This is a genomic window from Streptacidiphilus sp. P02-A3a (assembly GCF_014084105.1).
Lineage (GTDB): Bacteria > Actinomycetota > Actinomycetes > Streptomycetales > Streptomycetaceae > Streptacidiphilus.
Window position 1 is genome coordinate 9,238,555 of record NZ_CP048289.1, and the last position, 17,966, is coordinate 9,256,520.

15 protein-coding genes and 1 pseudogene are annotated in these 17,966 nt (G+C 74.3%); 11 read left to right on the plus strand and 5 right to left on the minus strand.

Translation table 11 applies throughout. The annotated features are described in order from the left end of the window. The first annotated feature begins 467 nt into the window (after positions 1 to 467). The 3 genes from GXP74_RS39505 to GXP74_RS39515 all read left to right on the plus strand — a co-directional run bounded on the left by GXP74_RS39505 (position 468) and on the right by GXP74_RS39515 (position 5,014). On the plus strand, positions 468 to 3,377 hold the full coding sequence (locus GXP74_RS39505; protein WP_182455982.1) for an AfsR/SARP family transcriptional regulator: 2,910 nt from the start codon (positions 468 to 470) through the stop codon (positions 3,375 to 3,377). Positions 3,378 to 3,443: 66 nt separating this feature from the next. Then, positions 3,444 to 4,043, plus strand: coding sequence for an RNA polymerase sigma factor (locus GXP74_RS39510; protein WP_182455983.1), 600 nt, complete (start codon positions 3,444 to 3,446; stop codon positions 4,041 to 4,043). Beyond that, positions 4,040 to 5,014 carry a hypothetical protein gene (locus GXP74_RS39515; RefSeq protein WP_182455984.1) on the plus strand — a complete coding sequence of 325 codons (975 nt, stop codon included), beginning with the start codon at positions 4,040 to 4,042 and terminating at the stop codon, positions 5,012 to 5,014. Before GXP74_RS39510 ends, GXP74_RS39515 begins: the two co-directional genes overlap by 4 nt. A gap of 26 nt (positions 5,015 to 5,040) precedes the next feature. Here GXP74_RS39515 and GXP74_RS39520 read toward each other — a convergent pair whose 3' ends face one another. The 3 genes from GXP74_RS39520 to GXP74_RS39530 all read right to left on the minus strand — a co-directional run bounded on the left by GXP74_RS39520 (position 5,041) and on the right by GXP74_RS39530 (position 7,588). After that, positions 5,041 to 5,586, minus strand: coding sequence for a YbaK/EbsC family protein (locus GXP74_RS39520; protein ID WP_182455985.1), 546 nt, complete (start codon positions 5,584 to 5,586; stop codon positions 5,041 to 5,043). Positions 5,587 to 5,654: 68 nt separating this feature from the next. Next, positions 5,655 to 6,332: a response regulator transcription factor gene (locus GXP74_RS39525; RefSeq protein ID WP_182455986.1), complete on the minus strand. Its 678-nt coding sequence runs from the start codon at positions 6,330 to 6,332 to the stop codon at positions 5,655 to 5,657. Beyond that, the gene (locus GXP74_RS39530) at positions 6,329 to 7,588 is read right to left on the minus strand and encodes a sensor histidine kinase (RefSeq protein WP_182455987.1); all 1,260 of its coding nucleotides are present in this window, start codon (positions 7,586 to 7,588) and stop codon (positions 6,329 to 6,331) included. The genes GXP74_RS39525 and GXP74_RS39530 overlap by 4 nt, the downstream gene beginning before the upstream one ends. A gap of 209 nt (positions 7,589 to 7,797) precedes the next feature. Between GXP74_RS39530 and GXP74_RS39535 the strand changes: the two genes are divergently transcribed. After that, positions 7,798 to 8,490, plus strand: coding sequence for an ABC transporter ATP-binding protein (locus GXP74_RS39535; protein WP_182455988.1), 693 nt, complete (start codon positions 7,798 to 7,800; stop codon positions 8,488 to 8,490). Then, on the plus strand, positions 8,487 to 10,913 hold the full coding sequence (locus tag GXP74_RS39540) for an ABC transporter permease (protein WP_182455989.1): 2,427 nt from the start codon (positions 8,487 to 8,489) through the stop codon (positions 10,911 to 10,913). Before GXP74_RS39535 ends, GXP74_RS39540 begins: the two co-directional genes overlap by 4 nt. A gap of 58 nt (positions 10,914 to 10,971) precedes the next feature. Here GXP74_RS39540 and GXP74_RS39545 read toward each other — a convergent pair whose 3' ends face one another. Next, positions 10,972 to 11,928 (minus strand): MBL fold metallo-hydrolase, encoded by a 957-nt coding sequence (locus tag GXP74_RS39545; protein WP_182455990.1) that lies wholly within the window; start codon positions 11,926 to 11,928, stop codon positions 10,972 to 10,974. A gap of 48 nt (positions 11,929 to 11,976) precedes the next feature. After that, positions 11,977 to 12,951: a LuxR C-terminal-related transcriptional regulator gene (locus GXP74_RS39550; RefSeq protein WP_182455991.1), complete on the minus strand. Its 975-nt coding sequence runs from the start codon at positions 12,949 to 12,951 to the stop codon at positions 11,977 to 11,979. Between the two features lie 324 nt (positions 12,952 to 13,275). Here GXP74_RS39550 and GXP74_RS39555 point away from each other — a divergent pair, with 324 nt between their 5' ends. The 6 genes and pseudogenes from GXP74_RS39555 to GXP74_RS42415 all read left to right on the plus strand — a co-directional run bounded on the left by GXP74_RS39555 (position 13,276) and on the right by GXP74_RS42415 (position 17,814). Further along, positions 13,276 to 13,593, plus strand: a complete 318-nt coding sequence (locus GXP74_RS39555; RefSeq protein WP_182455992.1) for a hypothetical protein — start codon at positions 13,276 to 13,278, stop codon at positions 13,591 to 13,593. A 245-nt stretch (positions 13,594 to 13,838) separates the two neighbouring features. Further along, positions 13,839 to 15,113, plus strand: coding sequence for a hypothetical protein (locus tag GXP74_RS39560; RefSeq protein ID WP_182455993.1), 1,275 nt, complete (start codon positions 13,839 to 13,841; stop codon positions 15,111 to 15,113). 179 nt (positions 15,114 to 15,292) lie between these two features. Next, positions 15,293 to 16,174 carry an SAM-dependent methyltransferase gene (locus tag GXP74_RS39565; protein ID WP_225448514.1) on the plus strand — a complete coding sequence of 294 codons (882 nt, stop codon included), beginning with the start codon at positions 15,293 to 15,295 and terminating at the stop codon, positions 16,172 to 16,174. A 239-nt stretch (positions 16,175 to 16,413) separates the two neighbouring features. Further along, positions 16,414 to 16,692, plus strand: coding sequence for a DUF6444 domain-containing protein (locus GXP74_RS42410; protein WP_225448515.1), 279 nt, complete (start codon positions 16,414 to 16,416; stop codon positions 16,690 to 16,692). Continuing rightward, a pseudogene (locus GXP74_RS39570) lies at positions 16,605 to 17,459 on the plus strand (IS66 family transposase); the annotation flags it as partial. The gene GXP74_RS42410 and the pseudogene GXP74_RS39570, both read left to right, overlap by 88 nt. Positions 17,460 to 17,481: 22 nt before the next feature. After that, complete coding sequence (locus GXP74_RS42415) at positions 17,482 to 17,814, plus strand: transposase (RefSeq protein ID WP_370468588.1); 333 nt, start codon at positions 17,482 to 17,484, stop codon at positions 17,812 to 17,814. Positions 17,815 to 17,966 lie beyond the last annotated feature (152 nt).

The following is a 17,966-nucleotide window of genomic DNA, read 5'->3' on the forward strand; positions in this document are numbered from 1 at the left end:
GGCCGCCCGGGTCGCTGGAGCGGACGGCCGGGGCGGGCGTCACCGCTGGACCACCGCCCCGGGCGCGGCGGCCGGTCATCCCCCCGGATGACCGACAGCCCGCGCACCGCGACGACCCCGGCCGCTGGACCCACCCCCGCGAGCTCCAGTTGCCGGACCGGACCGGCCCACCGCGCCGAGTCGAAATACGACGGGTGCACCCCATTCGTCTGGTCCCAGCAGCGAGCCTGGACTGGACCAGGGACACGGTCAAGATCCGGCGTCCCGGCGCCGTCGGGAGCCCAGCGGAAGACAAGCGGAGCCGGGGCGCGCCCCCTTGGCGGCCCGGCCCGAGGCCGATCCGACGGGTGCACGACAAGCGTGGAGACAAGCGGGAGACAAGCAGCCGCGCACCCTCCGCGATCCGCTCAGGCCCTGGCTGTTAACTTGACACCCTTCACACAGCCGGTCGGCGGGAGGCGGGGTTCATGCGGTTCGGCGTGCTCGGGCCGCTGCTGGTGGACGACGGCGCCACCGAGCGCCAGATCACCGCGCGCCGCCAGCGGGCCCTGCTGGCGACCCTGCTGCTGCGGGCCAACCGCTCGGTCACCTGGGACGAACTCGCCCACAGCGTCTGGGACGGCTGCCCGCCCGCCGGGGCCCGGACCACGCTCCAGGGCTACGTCCTGCGGCTGCGCCGACTGCTCGGCGAGGCGGGCGCCCGGCTGCTCACCCAGGGCTCCGGCTACCGGCTGGTGGTCGCGCCGGACGAGTTCGACGTCCAGCTGTTCACCCGGCTGCGGACCGAGGCCGAGCAGGCCGCCGCCGACCGCGAGTGGAGCCACTGCCAGGAACTGCTGCTGCGGGCCCTGGGCCTGTGGCGGGGCACCCCGCTACAGGATGTCCCCGGCCTCGCCGACCAGGCCGAGCTGGTCCGGCAGCTCGGCGAGGCCCGGTTGCAGGCCCTGGAACTGCGACTGGAGGCCGAGCTGGAGCTGGGTCGGCACACGCACGTGCTGATCGAGCTCGGCACCCTGGCCCAGGAGCACCCGCTGCGCGAGCGCTTCACCGGGCAGCTGATGCTCGCGCTCTACCGCAGCGAGCGGCAGGCCGAAGCGCTGGAGGTCTACCAGCGCACCCGGCGCACCCTGGTCCGCGAGCTCGCGGTCGCCCCCGGCCGCGCACTACAGCAGCTGCACCAGCGCATACTCTTGCGCGATCCGGAACTTGACGCACCGTCAATCAAGGAGGCCGCCGCCGACAGCGCCCCCGCGGCCACCCCTCCCGCCGCCTTCGCGCCCGCACAGCTCCCGCCGCTCACCGACGACTTCACCGGACGCGCGGAAGCCGCCGGGCAGTTGCTGATCCACCTCGGCGCCCCGGCGCCCGACGGCGCCGCACCCCGGTCGGCGGCGGTCGTCGGCCCCGCCGGGATCGGCAAGACCGCGCTCGCCCTCCACGTCGCCCACCAGCTGCGCCCCGGATTCCCGGACGGCCAGCTGTACGCCGCGATGGCGGGCGCCGGTCCCGACCCGGTCCCGGCGCACGACGTCCAGGGCCGCTTCCTGCGCGCCCTCGGCACCCCGCCGGACGCCGTACCCGCGCAACCGGACGAGCGCACCGCGCTGTACCGCTCGGTGCTGGCCCCGCGCCGGGTGCTGGTCATGCTGGACGACGTCCGCGACGCGGCCCAGGTCCGCGACCTGCTGCCGGGCAGCGGAAGCTCGGCGGTCCTGCTCACCGCCCGCCAGGACCTGCCCGCGCTGGCCAACACCCGCTCCTTCGGCCTGGAGACGCTCAGCCTGGACGAGAGCCGGTCGCTGTTCGAACGGATCGTCGGGGCCGGCCGGGTCGAGCCGGAGCCGGAGGCGGTCACCGCCGTGCTCGGCAGCTGCTGCGGACTGCCGCTGGCGATCCGGATCGCCGGAGCCCGGCTGGCGACCCGGCCGCGGTGGAGCATCCAGCAGCTCGCCGACCGGCTCGCGGACACCCGCCGCACGCTGACCGAGCTCACCGCCGGTGAGCTCTCGGTCCGCGCCGGGCTCGCCCTCGGCTACGCCGGGCTCGGCCCGGAGCACACCGCCCAGGGTCCCGGCCTGCCCCGCTGCTTCCGGCTGCTCGGCCTCGGCGGCCTGCCGCAGTTCGGCCCCTCCGCCGCCGCCGCGCTGTTCGGCACCTCGGTCGAGCGGGCCGAGGAGGTGCTGGAGGCGCTGGTCGACCACCGGCTGCTGGAACTGCCGCACGGCGGCCAGTACCGCTTCCACGACCTCACCCGGCTCTACGCCGAGGAGATGGCCGCCGCCGAGGAGTCCCCGGCGGCCCGGGCCGCGGCCTTCGGCCGACTGCTGGCCTGGTTCCTGGCCGGCGCCGAGGCAGCGGCCGAACTGCTGCGCCCGGCCGGACGCCCGGCGCTGTTCGGCCCGGAACGGCTGAGCCTCGGCGCCGGACCCGCCGCCGGGACCGAAGCGGGGACCGCAGCGGGGACCGAGGCGGGGACCGAGGCCGCCGTGGCCGTCGGCCCGGACGCGCCCCGGTTCCGCGGCCAGGAGCAGGCGCTGGACTGGTTCGAGACGGAACTGCCCACCCTGGTCGCGCTCAGCGCCCGGGCCCAGCGGCCCGGCACCGAGGAGTTCTGCTGGCGGCTCGCGGAGGCCATGCGCCAGTACTTCATCGTGCGGCGGCACTGGTCCGACTGGATCAGCGCCTACGAGACCGGCCTGGCCGCCGCCGAGAGCGCGGGCGAACCGCTCGGCGCGGCCCGGATGCGGGACGGCCTCGGCACCGCCTACCTGGACCTGCGCCGCTTCGACGACGCGGCCCGGGTCACCCGGGCGGCCATCGAGGCCTACCGGGCCATGGGCCGCAAGGACCTCCAGGCGCTGGCACTGAGCAACCTCACCGGCGTACTCGCCGCCCAGGGCAGCCACCGCGAGGGCATGGACGCCGCCCGGGAGGCGCTGCGGATCCAGCTGGAGGCGCAGGACCACAGCGCCGCCGCGGTCACCCTCGGCAACCTGGGCATGCTCCAGGTCGCCGACGGACAGCCGGCGGAGGCCGTCGACAGCTACCTGGACGGCCTGGAGCTCAGCCGCAAGGCGGGCCACCGGTACGCCGAGGCGGCGATCCTCAGCAACCTCGGCGAGGCCGCGCTCGCCCTGGGCGCCTACCCGGACGCCATCGCCTACTGCGAGGAGGCCCTGGTGCTGTGCACCGCCATCGGTACCGACCACGGCCGCGCGGTGACCCTGGCCTGCCTGGGCCAGGCACTGGACCGCAGCGGCCGGAACCGGCAGGCCAGGGCCGCGCTGGCCGAGGCGCTGGAGATCTTCGAGCGGCTGGGCGCGCCCGACGCCGAGGCGGTCCGGACCGCCCTGGCCGCGCTCGCCCCGGCCCGCTAGCACCACCCGCCCCAGCCGGTCGAAAGAAGCTGGGAACCACCCGCCGGTCGCGGACATGGAGGGGATATGGACGACCATGCGGACGCCACCGACCGGGAGCTGTGGGCACGCGGCTGCGCCGGTGACACGCTCGCGTTCGGTGTGCTCTTCGACCGCCACTCCGACGTGGTCCACAACCACCTGCGGCGACGGCTGGAGAACCCGGCCGACGCCGAGGACCTGACCTCGGCGGTGTTCCTGCACGCCTGGCGGCGCAGACACGAGGTCGTGGTCGACCGCGAGTCCGTGCTGCCCTGGCTGCTGGCCGTGGCCAACAACGTCGGCGCCAACCAGCGGCGTTCGCTGAACCGCTACCGGGCGGCGCTGGACCGGCTCGCCCCCGACCCGCACGTCGCCGACCACGCCGAGGCGGTGGCCGCCCGGATCGACGACGCGGCGGACCTGGCCCGGCTGCGCGCCGCGGTCCGCGGCCTGTCCGCCCACGAACGCGACGTGGTCGAACTCTGCGTCTGGTCCGGCCTGGACCAGCACGCCGCCGCGGTGACCCTCGGGGTCGCCGTGGGGACGGTCAAGTCCCGCCTGTCCCGGGCCCGGCGACGGCTGGGCCTGGCCCTGGCCGTGCCGGAGCCGACCGTCCGCCACCAACGCCAAGGGGCTCTTCGATGAACGGACTTCCCCCGGCTCCGGCCGACCGGCCGCTGCCCGACCGGGATCGCCGCCGCCACGAGCTCCTCGCCCTGATCCGCCGGGAGCAGGAACGCGACCCTGGGTACGCCGCGCTGGCCGCGGTACCGGGCTCCGGCGGCTCGGGGAACCCGCTGGACGTCCTCGACGCCGACGGTACCCTCGGCGACACCATCCGGATCGCCGCCCCGCTGTCCGGCCGCCGCTCCAGCGGGTGCAGTTGGAGCTCGGTGGCCGCCGTGGCCGCGTCGGTGGTGCTGATCGGCGCGTTCGCCACGCTCGGCCTGCGCGACGGCACCGGCGGCGGCGTCCCCGCCGCGCGGCAGCCCGCGACCGCCACCGTGCCGGTGCTGAACGGGATCCGCCCGGCGACCGCGCAGAGCCAGCTGACCGGCTGCCTCCAGGCCGCCGTCGACGGCCGACTGACCAGCGGCAACTACTTCAGCACGCCCAGGCCGACCGACCCGGTCGGCAGCTACCGGGTGGTGATCGCCGAGCCGCACCTGTACCGGGCGATGGAGAACGGCCTGTCCACCTGGATCATCGGCAAGGGCCCCTCCGGCCAACTGGCCGGCTGCTCGGTGCCGCAGGACGCGTCCAACCCCAACGGCCGCGAGGCGCTGCTCGGCAGCAGGCCCAGCGGCGCGCTCAACAACCAGCTGACGGTGGAGTACAGCACCGGCGGGGTCAGCTCCCCGGCCCTGGACGGCACCCGCGCCTCGGTCTACGCCAACACCCTGGTCGGCCGCTACGGCGACGAGATCACCCGGATCACCGTGCGGTACCCGGGCGGCCGGGAGCACAACGCCCAGATGGCCGAGGGCGTCTGGTTCGACCAGAGCCAGCTCGCCAGCGCGGGCATGGACGGCACCGGCGCGGTGGTGCACGGCTACGGCGCCAACGGCGCGCTGCTGTTCAGCTGGACCGAGTCGGCGCCGTCCAGCGGACGCTGACCGCGCGCCGCAGCCGACCGCCCGGCTCAGCCGACCGGAACGCCGAGGCCCGGCAGCACCCGCGCGGTGGGCAGGCCCGCGAGCAGCCGTCCGGGCAGCCACAGCTTGGACCCCCGGATGCCGGAGCCGACCACCACCCGGGGGTGCTCGGCCACCGCCGGGTCCACCAGCACCGGCCAGTCGGCGGGCAGCCCGATCGGGGTGATCCCGCCGTACTCCATGCCGGTCGCCGCGAGCACCGCGTCCACCGGCGCGAACGACGCCCGGCGGGCCTCCAGGTGCCGCCGGACCAGGCCGTTGACGTCGGCCCGGGTGGTCGCGGTGACCAGGCAGGCCGCGTAGCTGGTGACGCCGCCTCGCTTGGCCGCGATGACCACGCAGTTGGCGGAGGCCTCCAGCGCGACGCCGTAGCGTCGGCAGAACTCGGCGGTGTCGGCCAGGGCCGGATCGATGGCGGCGATCTCCACCTCGGCGGCGGACCCGGCGCTCCAGCCGCCGAGGGCGGTGGCCACCGGTCCGGCCAGCAGCTCCGGCCGGGACAGCGCGGGGTAGGACTCAAGGGTCAGTTCCATGGCCCCATCCAAGCGCACCCGGCCACCACCGCGCCCGGACCACCACCGCGCCCGGTGTCGCCCCGGCGTCACACCGACCGGTCGGCGCCGACGCTGATCAGTCCGGTCTCGTAGGCGACCACCACGGCCTGGGCCCGGTCGCGGATGCCGAGCTTGCCGAGGATCCGGGCCACGTGGGTCTTCACGGTGGCCTCCGACAGGTGCAGCCGCCGGGCCAGTTCGGCGTTGCTCAGCCCCTGGCCGAGCAGCCGCAGCACCTCCAGCTCGCGCGCGGTCAGCGCGGCCAGGTCGCGGTGCAGCGAGTCCGCGCCGGGGTCGCCGTGGGCGAAGCGCTCGACCAGGCGGCGGGTGATCGCCGGGGCCAGCAGCGCGTCGCCGGAGCGCACCATCCGCACGGCGGAGACCAGGTGCTCCGGGGTGACGTCCTTCAGCAGGAAGCCGCTGGCCCCGGCCGACAGCGCGGCGTAGACGTAGTGGTCCAGGTCGAAGGTGGTCAGGATGATCACCCGCAGCTCGCCCGGGTCGCCCGCGAGGATCCGGCGGGTGGCCTCCAGGCCGTCCAGCTCCGGCATCCGTATGTCCATCAGCACCACGTCCGGCCGGGTCCGCCGGACCGCGTCGACCGCCTCGGCGCCGGTGGCGGCCTCGGCCACCACCTCGATCCCGGCGGCGGTGAGGATCATCCGGAAGCCGGTGCGGACCAGCACCTGGTCGTCGGCGACCACCACCCGCAGCGGCTCGGTCACGAAGTCTCCAGTGGAATCAGTGCCCTGACCCGGTATCCGCCGGTCGGGCGAGGCCCGGAATGCAGGGTCCCACCATAGACGGCGATCCGCTCCCGCAGGCCGATCAGTCCGCGCCCGCCGCCGGAGGCGGCCGAAGGTCCGGGCCGGCCACCGGTGTCGACCACCTCCACCCGCAGCCGGTCCGCGCGGTACTCCACGGTCACCGTCGCCTCGGCGCCCACCGCGTGCTTCACCATGTTGGTCAACGCCTCCTGCACCACCCGGTATCCGGCGAGTTCGACGCCGGACGGCACCGGTCGCGGCGTGCCGACCACGGTCAGCCGCACCGGCACCCCCGACCGCCGGACCCGCTCGACCAGCGCCGCCAACCGGTCCAGGCCCGGCTGCGGGGCCAGCTCCACGGCGGTGGCGGGCTCCGCCTCGGCGCCCTCCGCCTCCTCGGCGTCCATCGTGAGCAGCCCCATGACCTGGCGCAGCTCCACCAACGCGGCCCGGCCGCCCGCCTCGACCGCCAGCAGCGCCTCGGCGGCCTGGTCCGGGGCGACCGCCATGACCGTGCGGGCGGCCCCGGCCTGGATCACCATCACGCTCACGTTGTGGGTCACCACGTCGTGCAACTCCCGCGCGATCCGGGCCCGTTCCTGCGCGACCGCGCGGCGCATCGCGGCCACCTGCCGCTGCTCCAGCGCGGACAGCCGGGCCCGGTCCTGGTCCGCGCGGTGCTTCCAGGTGCGGATCCCGTCGGCGGCCACCACGATCGGCACCAGCAGCAGGAAAGGCACGTAGGCGCTCGGCACCGAGTAGGAGCCGGAGTCGCCGAACACGCTGAACAGCAGCGCGGTCAGCAGCAGCGTCGCCAACCGGGGGATCCGGTACGGGCTGTAGGCGGCGGCGCTGTAGGCCGCGATCACCCCCGCGTACAGCGCGCCCCGGGGCAGGTCGTGCATCCCGAGCAGGGTCACCGCCATCACCACCCACAGCACCGCCAGCGGATAGCGGCGGCGCAGGACCAGCGGGACGGCCGTGAGCAGCGCGGTCAGCGGGGGGCTCAGCCATCCCTCCGGGCCGCGGTGGCCCAGCGGTTGGCCGCCGCTGTCGCCGAGGGCGCTCTGCGCCGCGCGCATCGCGACCACGCCCAGCACCAGCGCCAGCAGCACGTCGAAGACCTGGTTGCGCCGGTTCGGCCGGGGGAGCTCCCCGGCCGGGCGCAGCGCCCGCGCGGTCAGCTCCCGCAGCCGGGCCGTGGTCGGAATCATGATCACTTCTTCATTCTGGCCGAGCCCCGGGCGGCTGTCCTCGGTACCGGAGATGAGGGCCGGTCCCCCGCCGGACTACATCGCGGGGATGACGCCGCAGCCCGTAGCCCGGACGGGGTACCGGATATGCCCCGGCCGGGCGACGACCCGCCGGTGGCCCCGAACCTAGGTTCAGTGGCGCCAGGACAGAGCTGCCGAGGGAGACCGCAATGACCGCGCCGGTGATCGAACTGTGCGATGTGAGCCGCAGGTACGACCAGGGCCCACCGGCCCTGCACGAGGTGTCGCTGAGCGTCGCGCCGGGCGAGGCGGTGGCCGTCCTGGGCCCCTCCGGCAGCGGTAAGTCCACGCTGCTCAACCTGATCGCCGGTCTCGACCGGCCCAGCTCCGGCACCGTCACCGTGGCCGGGGTGCGGGTCGACGCGTTGGGCGAGGCCGGTTCCGCCCGCTACCGGCGGGCCCATGTGGGCATGGTCTTCCAGTTCTTCAACCTGCTGGACGACCTGACCGTCGCCGACAACGTGGTGCTGCCCGCGCAGCTGTCCGGCATGGGCCGGGCCGAGGCCCGGCGGCGGGCGGCGGAACTGCTGGAGGTGCTCGGCGTCGCCGGGTTCGCCGACACCCACCCCGGCCGACTGTCCGGCGGGCAGCGGCAACGGGTGGCGGTGGCGCGGGCGTTGATGAACCGACCGGCGCTGCTGCTGGCCGACGAGCCGACCGGCGCGCTGGACACCGCCGCCGGGGAGAACGTCCGCGACCTGCTGAACCAGCTGCACGCCGACGGGCAGACGATCGTCCTGGTCACCCACGACCTGGGCCTGGCGCGGTCCTGCGCCACCCGCACCGTCCAGCTCGTCGACGGCCGGGTCGCCGCCGACGTCCGGATGGAGGCGGCCCGATGAGCGCGCTGGGGAGGGTGGTCCGCTCGGGGGTCGGCCGCCGCCGGGTGCAGACCCTGGTGACCGGGCTGGCGACGATGATGGCGGTGACCGCGTCGGTGCTCGGCGGCTCGCTGCTGGTGGCTTCCAACGCGCCCTTCGACAGCGCCTTCGCGGCGCAGCACGGCGCGCAGCTGGTGGCCGGGTTCGACGCCGGGCGGGCCACCGCGGCGCAGGTGTCGGCCACCGCCCACGCGGCGGGGGTGACCGCCGCGTCCGGCCCGTTCCTGACCGTGCTGATCGATCCGAGCGGCCCCTCGGCCGCCGGGACCGGCGCCGCCGCGGACCTGGGGCCGATGACCGTGGTCGGCCGGGCGACCCCCGGCGGCGCGGTCGACGACGTCGGCCTGACCGCCGGTCGGTGGGTGAACAGGCCCGGCCAGATCGTGCTCTCGGCCGACCAGGCGGACAACCTCGGCCCCGGCGGCCCGGTCGGCAGCACCCTCCACCTCAGCGGACTGCCCGGCGACCCGGCGCTGACCGTGGTCGGCGTCGCCCGCTCGGTCAGCGCCAGCGCCGACGGCTGGGTCACCCCGGCCGAGGCCGCCGCGCTCACCCCGTCGAGCGCGTCCCGCGCGGCGGGCGGCTACCAGATGCTGTACCGCTTCGCCGCCGCGGCCGACACCGGGCAGGTCGCCGCCGACCGCGCGGCGGTGGCGGCGGCGGTCCCGGCCGGGGCGCTGACCGGGGTGCGGTCCTGGCTCAACACCAAGCAGGGCAGCGACCGCAACACCGCGCTGTTCATCCCCTTCCTGATCGCCTTCGGGATCCTGGGCGTGGCCATGTCCGTGCTGATCGTCGGCAACGTGGTGGCCGGTGCGGTCGGCACCGCGACCCGCCGGATCGGCATCCTCAAGGCCCTCGGCTTCACCCCGGGCCAGGTGGTGCGCGCCCACATGGGCCAGGCGCTGGTACCGGCGGCGGTCGGCACCGCGCTCGGGGCGGTCATCGGCGACGCCCTGACCGTGCCGGTCCTGTCCGCGACCAACCAGCTCTACGGCACCGCGAGTCCGGGCGTCGACTGGTGGGTGGACCTGGCCGCGGTCGGCGGGGCGCTGGGCCTGACGGCGGTGACCGCGTGGGCGGCCGCGCTGCGCGCCGGTCGGCTGCGCACCGTCGAGGCGCTGGCGGTGGGACGCACCCCGCGCCCCGGCCGGGGCCGGTGGGCGACCCGGCTGGCCGCGCGGCTGCCGCTGCCTCGTCCGGTCAGTCTGGGCGCGGCCCATCCGTTCGCCCGCCCGGCCAGGTCGGCCGCGCTGGTGGCCGCGATCGTGTTCGGCACCGCCTCGGTCACCTTCGCCATCGGCATCAGCGGCTCGCTGAGCCGGATCCAGGCCGCGAAGGACCACGACCACTCCGACGTCCAGCTCCTCCCCCAGTACCTGCCGCCCGCCTCGTCCGGTGCCGCCGGGGCGCCCGGGACCGATCCCGGCAGCGCGCCGCGGGCCACGGCACCGGTCGCGGCCGACCCGGGCGCCGTCACCGCGGCCCTCGACTCCCTGGCCGGTACCGCGAGTTACTACGGCACGGCGGACACCCAGGTCGGCGTGGCCGGGGTGACCGGCGCCAGTGCGGTCTTCGCCTTCACCGGGGACGCCTCCCGGGCGGGCTGGGTGATGGTCTCCGGCGGCTGGTTCCACGGCCCCGGTCAGGCCGTCGTGCCGACCACCTTCCTGACCGCCACCGGCACCCGCCTGGGCGACACGGTCACCCTGGAGGACCACGGCCGGGCGGTCCCGGTCCGGATCGTCGGCGTGGTGCTCGACCCGCACACCCAGACCATGGAGGTGCTGACCGACCTGTCGACGCTCAGCGCCGCCGAGCCGGACCTGCGCCCGATGACGTACTCGGTCCTGGTGAAGCACGGGACGAACCTGACCGACTACGTCCACCGGCTCGACACCGTGGTCGGGCCGCTCGGCCTCACCGCCGGGACCGGCGGTTCCGGCGGGCGGAGCGGCACGGTGCTGGCGCTCGACGCGCTGACCGCCGCGCTCACCCTGATGCTGGTGGCCACCGCGGCCATGGGGGTGCTCAACTCGGTGGTCCTGGACACCCGGGAGCGCGTCCACGACCTGGGCGTGCACAAGGCGCTGGGGATGACACCGGGGCAGACGGTCGGCATGGTGCTCTCCTCGGTCGCGGTGATCGGCCTGCTCGGCGGCGCCGTCGGGGTACCGGTCGGCGCGGCGCTGCAGGCGCTGGTGGTGCCCGCCATGGGGCGCGGCGCCGGACTGGTGCTGCCCGCCTCGGTGGTCGACGTCTACCGCCTGCCGGAACTGCTCCTGCTCGGCCTCGGCGGCCTGCTGATCGCCGCCCTGGGGGCGCTGCTCCCGGCCGGCTGGGCCGCCGGTACCCGCACCGCCACCGCCCTGCGCACCGAGTAGTCCCCGGCCGCCGCCGATCCGGCCGCCGCCGATCAGGTCGACGTCGCGCCGCCGGTGGTCACCGCCGACGGAGCCGTTGGCCGAGCCGGTGGGCGAAGCCGCGGCCGATCATCCGCAGCTGGCCGCGGATCCGCATGTCGCTGTGGATGATGAAGTCGTCGTGCACGAACACGCCCTTGCGGCTGCCGATCTCCCGCGCGGCGTCCCGGACCTCGACCAGCTGGGCCGTGGTCATCGCGAGCGCGTGCTCGTTCGGCTGGTAGGTGGCGCCCAGCGGGTAGTCGCGGCCGGGTTCGGTGGTCATCTCGATGTGGCAGCCCAGCACATGGGTCACCGGCCGCGCGGAGCTGAAGTCGACGAGCCGGTCCAGGGTGTCGGTGAAGGCGTCGAAGTCGAAGGCGTAGAGCCGCCCGGGGATGACCGTGTCGCCGGTGAGCAGGATTCCGGTCCACGGGTCGTGGACCGCCACCGCCGACGTGTGGTGGCCGGTGGCGGCGATGAGTTCCAGCACCCGGCCGCCGAGGTCGAAGCCGACGGTACCGGTCGGCCACTGCTGGAACCCGAAGAAGGCCTGTACCGCCTCCGGCTCGCGCCCGACGATCCTGGTCGCCGGGCGGTCGGCGAACTGGGGGTCCCCGGCGACGTGGTCACCGTGGCCGTGGGTGTGGGCGACCACGAGCTCGTAGTCCGCGCGCGGATGCCGGTCCAGCCATTCGCCGATGAGGCGGTCGACGGTCTCGCGCAGCGGGAACGCCTCCGGGTCGGCGGTGGCGCCGGTGTCGAACAGGATCGCGCGGTCGCTGCCGAACAGCAGGTAGAGGAACGGCGCCTCGTAGCTGGTCGTCTTGCTCTGGCGCAGGATGCGGGTGTGCTCGTCGTAGGCGTGGACCTGGATCCGCGGTTCGGTCGCGCCGCTCCGGCGACGGACGCCGTGGTTCCACCGGACGTCCAGGTTCCCGCTGACGGGAGCGCCGCTGACGAAGTCGATGGCCGGCGCGTCACTGTTCGAGCTCATGCGGTCCTCCTGCGGAGTGGGCCTCGGTCCGGGTCGGGGCGGGCGCGGTCAGAGCCAGCCCTTCTGGGCGGCTTTGATGCCGGCTTCGAAACGGCTGGTGGCGCCGAGGCGTTCCATGACGGAGGCCATGTGGCGCCGCACGGTGCGGGTGGACAGTCCCAGGCGTTGGCCCGCGGCGTCGTCGGTCAGTCCGGTGCCGAGGAGGCGCAGGAGCTGGCGTTCGGTCTCGGTCAGACCGGTCCCGGGGTCGTCGGTGCGGGTGGCGCCGAGGGGGACCGCGGTGGACCAGGCCTGCTCGAACAGCTCGCACAGGGCGCGGACCAGGCCGGGTTCGGTGACGTGGAGGGCGCCCTTCCGGCTGTCGGCGGGGTCGATCGGAACCAGTGCCTGGCTGCGGTCGACGATGACCAACCGCTGCGGGATCACCGGCGCGGTCCGGACCTCGCTGCCCAGGCTGAGCAGCCAGTGGGCGAAGGCGGTGGTGTACGGATCGTTGCGGGCGGCGTCCTGGTAGATGGACTTGACGGTGACGCCGCGGGCGATGGCGTCGGCGTTTCCCTTGCGCCCGGCCTCCAGGTCCTCGGGGCGCTGGGCGGCACCGGGATGGACGCCGACCAGCTCGGTGGTGGTGTCGCGGACCAGTACCTCCAGGCGCCGCTGGATGGCGTCGATGCCCAGCAGGCGCTCTCCGTGGGCGGCCCGGGTCTCGGCGCGGTCGGCGACCATACGGGTGACGGCGGCCCGGGAGGCGGCGAGGCGCGCCTGGCGGGCGGCCATGTCGGCCTCCTCCCGGGCGAGCATGTTGGCCAGGCCGACCTCGGGGCTGACCGCGGCCATCTGGCCGGGGTGCTCGCTGGAGGCGCGGACCAGCATCAGCGCGACCAGTTCGTCCAGGCAGTCGTGGACCTGGCCGTCGGGCAGGCCCAGCTGGGCGGCGAGGGCGGCCACACCGTGGGCGGGATGGTCGAGCATGGCCTGGTAGACGGCCTCGGCGTGGGCGCTGAGCCCCAACGACTGCAACATGTCCGCCCCTTGGTGAGTGGTGCTGCCTGCCCCTGGGCGGCACCCCGCGTGCACATGATCGCACCGAACCCCTCCGGGGTCCGCCGACTCCCGGAGTCCCGGCCCGTCCGACCGGCGGCCGCCGACCCGCGCGGGGCCACCTGCCTTGAATGGCATGTCCACAACAATGCGGCAGGGAGCGGCCATGCCGGTTGGTGCCGCCCCGAACCCATGTCCCCGGCGCTGACCAGCGACGAAGCTGTAGCCATCGCCACCGGAAAGGCCCACCACGATGAACCGAACGCCCCGCGCCCCCACCACCCGGCAGCCGCGCCGGTAGCCCGGATGGACATCATCTACGCCAGCCTGGAACGCCGCCCGACGGCCGCCTCGCCCCCGGCGGACGAAGTCGCCGAGGTCGTGGACGTCCTCTGGGCCCACGCGGTCACCGAGGACCGCCTCGAATTCGCCGGTGGCCGGGCCCGCCCCGAACGCCTCGACCTGCTCCTCTTCCTGCTACCGCCCGCTCCGGGCACACCTCCTGAGCTGGCGTCAGTACAGCGGGTCGGCCGACTGCTCGACCGTTGCCACCACGCCTCGCCGACCGTGCGGCACCGCTACCTGCCGCCCGCGCCACCCTCCCGGTCCGCCCTGTCCCCCTGAAGCGGCCGACCGGGCTCCACCCACAGACGCCACGCGCCCGATCCGCCCAGCGACCGGACCGGGCGCGTGGTCCCACCGCAGGTCACCGCTGTTGCCCCGCTGTTACAACGGCCCCACAGATCCATGATGTCGGACTGGCAGTCTTTACCCATCGCACAGAGCAGCAACCGAAAGGCCGGATCGGAGAGCGATCGGCTACGGCGGCGCGGCTCCCGCGACCTCCCTTCGCAGCACCCCCTCCGCCCGTGAAAGGCACCGCCGCCATGTCCGCTCGCCGCCGTACCCTCGTCGCCACCGCCGTCGCCCTCGCCGCCACCGCCACCGCCGTCCTGTCCGCCGGAACCGCCAACGCCTCCGCCCCGGCGCCCGCCACGTCGAACGTCAGCGTCACGCTCGGCACCCCGGCCCCGGTCGGCGCCCTCCTCCCCGGTGGCGCCGCCGAGACCTTCACCGTCACCGCCACCAACAACACCGCGACAGCGCGGGAGTTCACCGCCGAGGTCGGCGGCAGCAGCACCGGCGCACTGCCCCTCCCGGCCGACGGCGTCGTCTTCGGGGCCACCGCGATCGGCGGCACCCCGGCCACCGGCGGCTCGCTGAACACCCAGGACGGCGACCTGCTCGGCGCGTTCTACCCGGCCGGCGGCTCGTTCGGCGACTCCTTCACCCTCCCGGCGCACGCCACCTACAGCTGGAAGCTCTCCCTCGCCGCCACCAAGGCCTGGCCGCTCAACGACGGCGACCTGACGTTCTTCGTCGATGCCAACCAGGGCTCCACCAGTGGCACCCTCGACTTCAAGGTCGGCGACGGCGACACCGGCGGCCCGGTCGCCCAGACCTTCAACGGCGACAGCACCGTCGCCCCCGGCCAGCCCGCCTACGAGTACCTCGACGTCACCAACAACACCGGCGCCACCCTCGGCAAGGGCTGGGCCGACCACCTCGTCGTCACCCAGCTCGACCCGAACGGCCCGCGGACCTTCGTCAACCAGGTCACCCTGGAGACCGACGTCTGGAACGGCCGGGCCTACGTCCCCGTCCCGGCCGGCGAGTCCCTCCCCCCGCTGTCCAAGGACCTCGCCCCCGGGGCCACCGCCGTCTACCGGATCCGCGTGGACCTGGTGACGTACGCGGCCACCACCGAGCGGGGCCGGCTCCGGCTGGACGCCTTCGACATGTCGGGGATGGGCTCCGCCGACAGCGCCAGCAAGGTGCTGCTCATCAGCCGCGACCCGCTGACCGGCCCGCAGGCCTCCGCGTCCGCGTCCGCCTCTTCCGTCGCGTCCCCGTCGGCCTCCCCGTCGGCCTCCGCCTCCGCCTCGGCCGCCGCCCCGCACGCGTCCGCCACCCCCACGGCCGCGCCCAGCACGCCGATCGTCACCACCGTCGACACCGGCGCCGACCTCGCCGAGACCGGCGGCGGCAGCGGCACCGGCACGCTGGCCGCCGTCGCCCTCGCCCTGCTCGCCGCGGGCTCCAGCGTCGTCGTCGCCCTCAAGCTCCGCGCCCGCCGCCGCTGATCCGCCCCCGCACCACCCCGAAGGTGCCTCCGGCCGGGAGTCCGCTCCCGGCCGGAGGCACCTTCGCCCGTTTCCCCACGCCTCATCCCGCCGACCGGCCCGCCGCTCCGGTCGGCGCCCGGCGACGGCCGCCGGGGGCGAAGGCGTGACCTGCCGCCGCTCGCCGGAGTTGACCGGACGTGACCACCCGCGCCGAGGTCCGCTCGGGCCCGCCCCGGGGCCGCGCCCTCGGCGGACCATCTCTCACCCTGGAGGCCGCATTGGGCACCGAACCGGACTGGGCAGCCCTGGGCATCGACCCGGAGGTACCGAGCATCGCCCGGGTCTACAACGCCTTCCTCGGCGGCACCGACAACTTCCCGGCGGACCGCCGGGTGGTCGAGGGAGTCGCGGCGGCCGTCCCGGAGATCCTCACCGTGGCGACCCTCAACCGGGCCGTTCTCGGCCGCGGCGTCCGCTTCCTGGTCCAGCAGGGCATCGACCAGTTCCTCGATCTGGGCTCGGGGCTGCCCACCGCCGAGAACACCCACCAGGTGGCCCGGGCGGTGAACCCCGGCGCCCGGGTCGTCTACGTCGACAAGGACCCGCTGGTCGCCGCGCACGCGGCCGCCCTCATCGGCGACGACCTCACCGCCATGGTGACCGCCGACCTCCGCTCACCCGGGACTGTCCTGGCCGCTCCGGCGGTACGCCGCCTGATCGACTTCGACCGCCCGGTAGCGCTCCTGCTCGTCGGGATCCTGCACCATCTGCACGACGACGAGGACCCGCGGGGCGTCGTCGAGGCGTACCTGGCGGCCGTCCCCTCCGGCTCCTACCTGTTCGTCAGCCACTTCTGCGACTCAGGACCGGAGGCCAGGGAGGCCGAGCAGAAGTTCCTCAGCCTGCTCGGCACCGGCCGGTTCCGGACCGAGACGGAGATCGCCGCCTTCTTCGACGGCCTCGACCTGCTGGAACCGGGCCTGGTCCCCACCCCGCTGTGGCACCCGGACCACCCGGTGACCACCTCCCCCCAGGTCGGCGACCGACTCATCTGGGCCGGAATCGCCCGCAAACCCTGACCGACGACCGCCCCCGGGACAGGCTGTAGGATCTCGCCGCTCGTGTCACAGGGCATCGCTCTGACCTGGTGCTCCGCTCCAGTCTCACGGCGCAAAGAGCTTGATCAGTCTCAAAGCCAGGTCGATTCCTCACCTCCGGTTCCGGTAGCTATTCACATGGGGTGGCGAGCGGGTTCGTCTCGCCCGGGCTCCGGCTCATGGCTTAGTAACGGTCGAGGTTCCGGATCGTTGAGGATGTTGTGGATATCGGGCTGGAGGCGCTGGATCGCGGCGAGTTGGTCGCCGCGCTGGCCACTGCCCTTGCCCGGATCGAGGAGCTGACTGCTCGCGTCGCCGAACTCCAGGACCGGTTGAACCGGGACTCCTCGAACTCCTCCCAGCCTCCGTCCGCGGCGGCCCGTATCGCAAGCCGCCACCGAAGGCGTCGGCGATGCGAAGGAAGTCCGGGCGCAAGCCGGGCAAGCAGCACGGCGACCCCGGGGCCACCCGCTGCCAGGTCGCTGATCCGGACGAGGTGATCGAGTGCCCGCCACCGGAGTGCGGCAACTGCGGGACCGAACTGGCCGACGCCACAGTGTTCAGGGTATCCAAGCGGCAGGTGTTCGAGGTGGCCGCGCCTCCGCCGCCCCTGGTCACCGAGTACTGGGTGATCTCCAAGACCTGCCCGTGCTGCGGGACGGTGACCGTCGGGTCGGCACCTTCGGGCGCGGGTGGCCGAGTGCAGTGGGGTCCGGGAGTGAAGGCCCGGGCGGTGCTCACCGTGATGGCCCATCACCTGCCTTTCGGTCGCGCGAAGCGGCTGCTGCGTGACCTGGCCGGCATCGACTGCTCGACCGGCTGGCTCGTCAACGTTCGCCGCCAGGCCGCCGCCGCTCTGGAGCCGTTCATGGCCCACATCCAGAAGATCCTGCACCGGGCCCGGCTCCTGCACGTGGACGAGACCACCGTGCGCGCCGCCGCGAAGCTCGCATACCTGCACGTGGCCTGCGACGACAAGTTCACCGCCATGCACACCGGGGGACGCGGCGTCGCCGACATCGACGCCGGGAAGATCCTCGACGGCTTCGCCGGGATCCTGGTCCGCGACGGCTACGGCGGCTACACCCACCTCGTCGACGCCGTCCACGTCTGGTGCGGTGCCCACACGCTTCGGGACCTCAAGGCCGTCCACGATGCCGACCCCGGCCACCAGCAGGGTGCCGAGGCGATGGCCAACACCCTGGCCCTCGCCCTGAAGGCAACCCACGAAGCCCGCCGAAGTGGAACTCACCGAGATCCGCTGCCGCTACGCGGGCGCGATCGCGGCAATGCGCTCGGACAACACCCCTGGCAGTACGCCGCTCCAGCAAAGGGGCCTGACCCTGGCAGCCCGCTTCGACAAGCACCGCGACATGATCCTGGCCTTCATCCACGACCTGACGATCCCCTTCACCAACAACGCAGCCGAGTTGGAAGTAAGAGGGGCGAAGATCCGCCAGCGAGTCTCCGGGTGCTGGCGAACCCTGGCCGGACTCGCCGACTTCGCCGTCATCTGGTCATACCTGTCCACCGCCGCGAAACACAACATCGACCACCTCGACGCCCTCGTCCAACTGTTCGCCGGTGGACCCTGGCTGCCGCCGAATCCCGAACCAATCTGACGACAACCACGAGAGGAGCCGCCGATCCGATCTGACCGAGGTCTGTCATCCGTAGCTGCGGCTGACCACATCAGGGAGGATCCCAGTCCGGTCCCACTCTTGAAAGATTGCGGCTGCCACCACAACAAACCTTCCTCGAATTGCGGGATCTG

Bases quoted from the DNA above. Each gene is read 5' to 3' on its own strand.
- GXP74_RS39505 (WP_182455982.1), top strand. From the start codon at position 468: ATGCGGTTCGGCGTGCTCGGGCCGCTGCTGGTGGACGACGGCGCCACC.
- GXP74_RS39510 (WP_182455983.1), top strand. From the start codon at position 3,444: ATGGACGACCATGCGGACGCCACCGACCGGGAGCTGTGGGCACGCGGC.
- GXP74_RS39515 (WP_182455984.1), top strand. From the start codon at position 4,040: ATGAACGGACTTCCCCCGGCTCCGGCCGACCGGCCGCTGCCCGACCGG.
- GXP74_RS39520 (WP_182455985.1), bottom strand. From the start codon at position 5,586: ATGGAACTGACCCTTGAGTCCTACCCCGCGCTGTCCCGGCCGGAGCTG.
- GXP74_RS39530 (WP_182455987.1), bottom strand. From the start codon at position 7,588: ATGATTCCGACCACGGCCCGGCTGCGGGAGCTGACCGCGCGGGCGCTG.
- GXP74_RS39535 (WP_182455988.1), top strand. From the start codon at position 7,798: ATGACCGCGCCGGTGATCGAACTGTGCGATGTGAGCCGCAGGTACGAC.
- GXP74_RS39540 (WP_182455989.1), top strand. From the start codon at position 8,487: ATGAGCGCGCTGGGGAGGGTGGTCCGCTCGGGGGTCGGCCGCCGCCGG.
- GXP74_RS39545 (WP_182455990.1), bottom strand. From the start codon at position 11,928: ATGAGCTCGAACAGTGACGCGCCGGCCATCGACTTCGTCAGCGGCGCT.
- GXP74_RS39550 (WP_182455991.1), bottom strand. From the start codon at position 12,951: ATGTTGCAGTCGTTGGGGCTCAGCGCCCACGCCGAGGCCGTCTACCAG.
- GXP74_RS39555 (WP_182455992.1), top strand. From the start codon at position 13,276: ATGGACATCATCTACGCCAGCCTGGAACGCCGCCCGACGGCCGCCTCG.
- GXP74_RS42415 (WP_370468588.1), top strand. From the start codon at position 17,482: ATGCGCTCGGACAACACCCCTGGCAGTACGCCGCTCCAGCAAAGGGGC.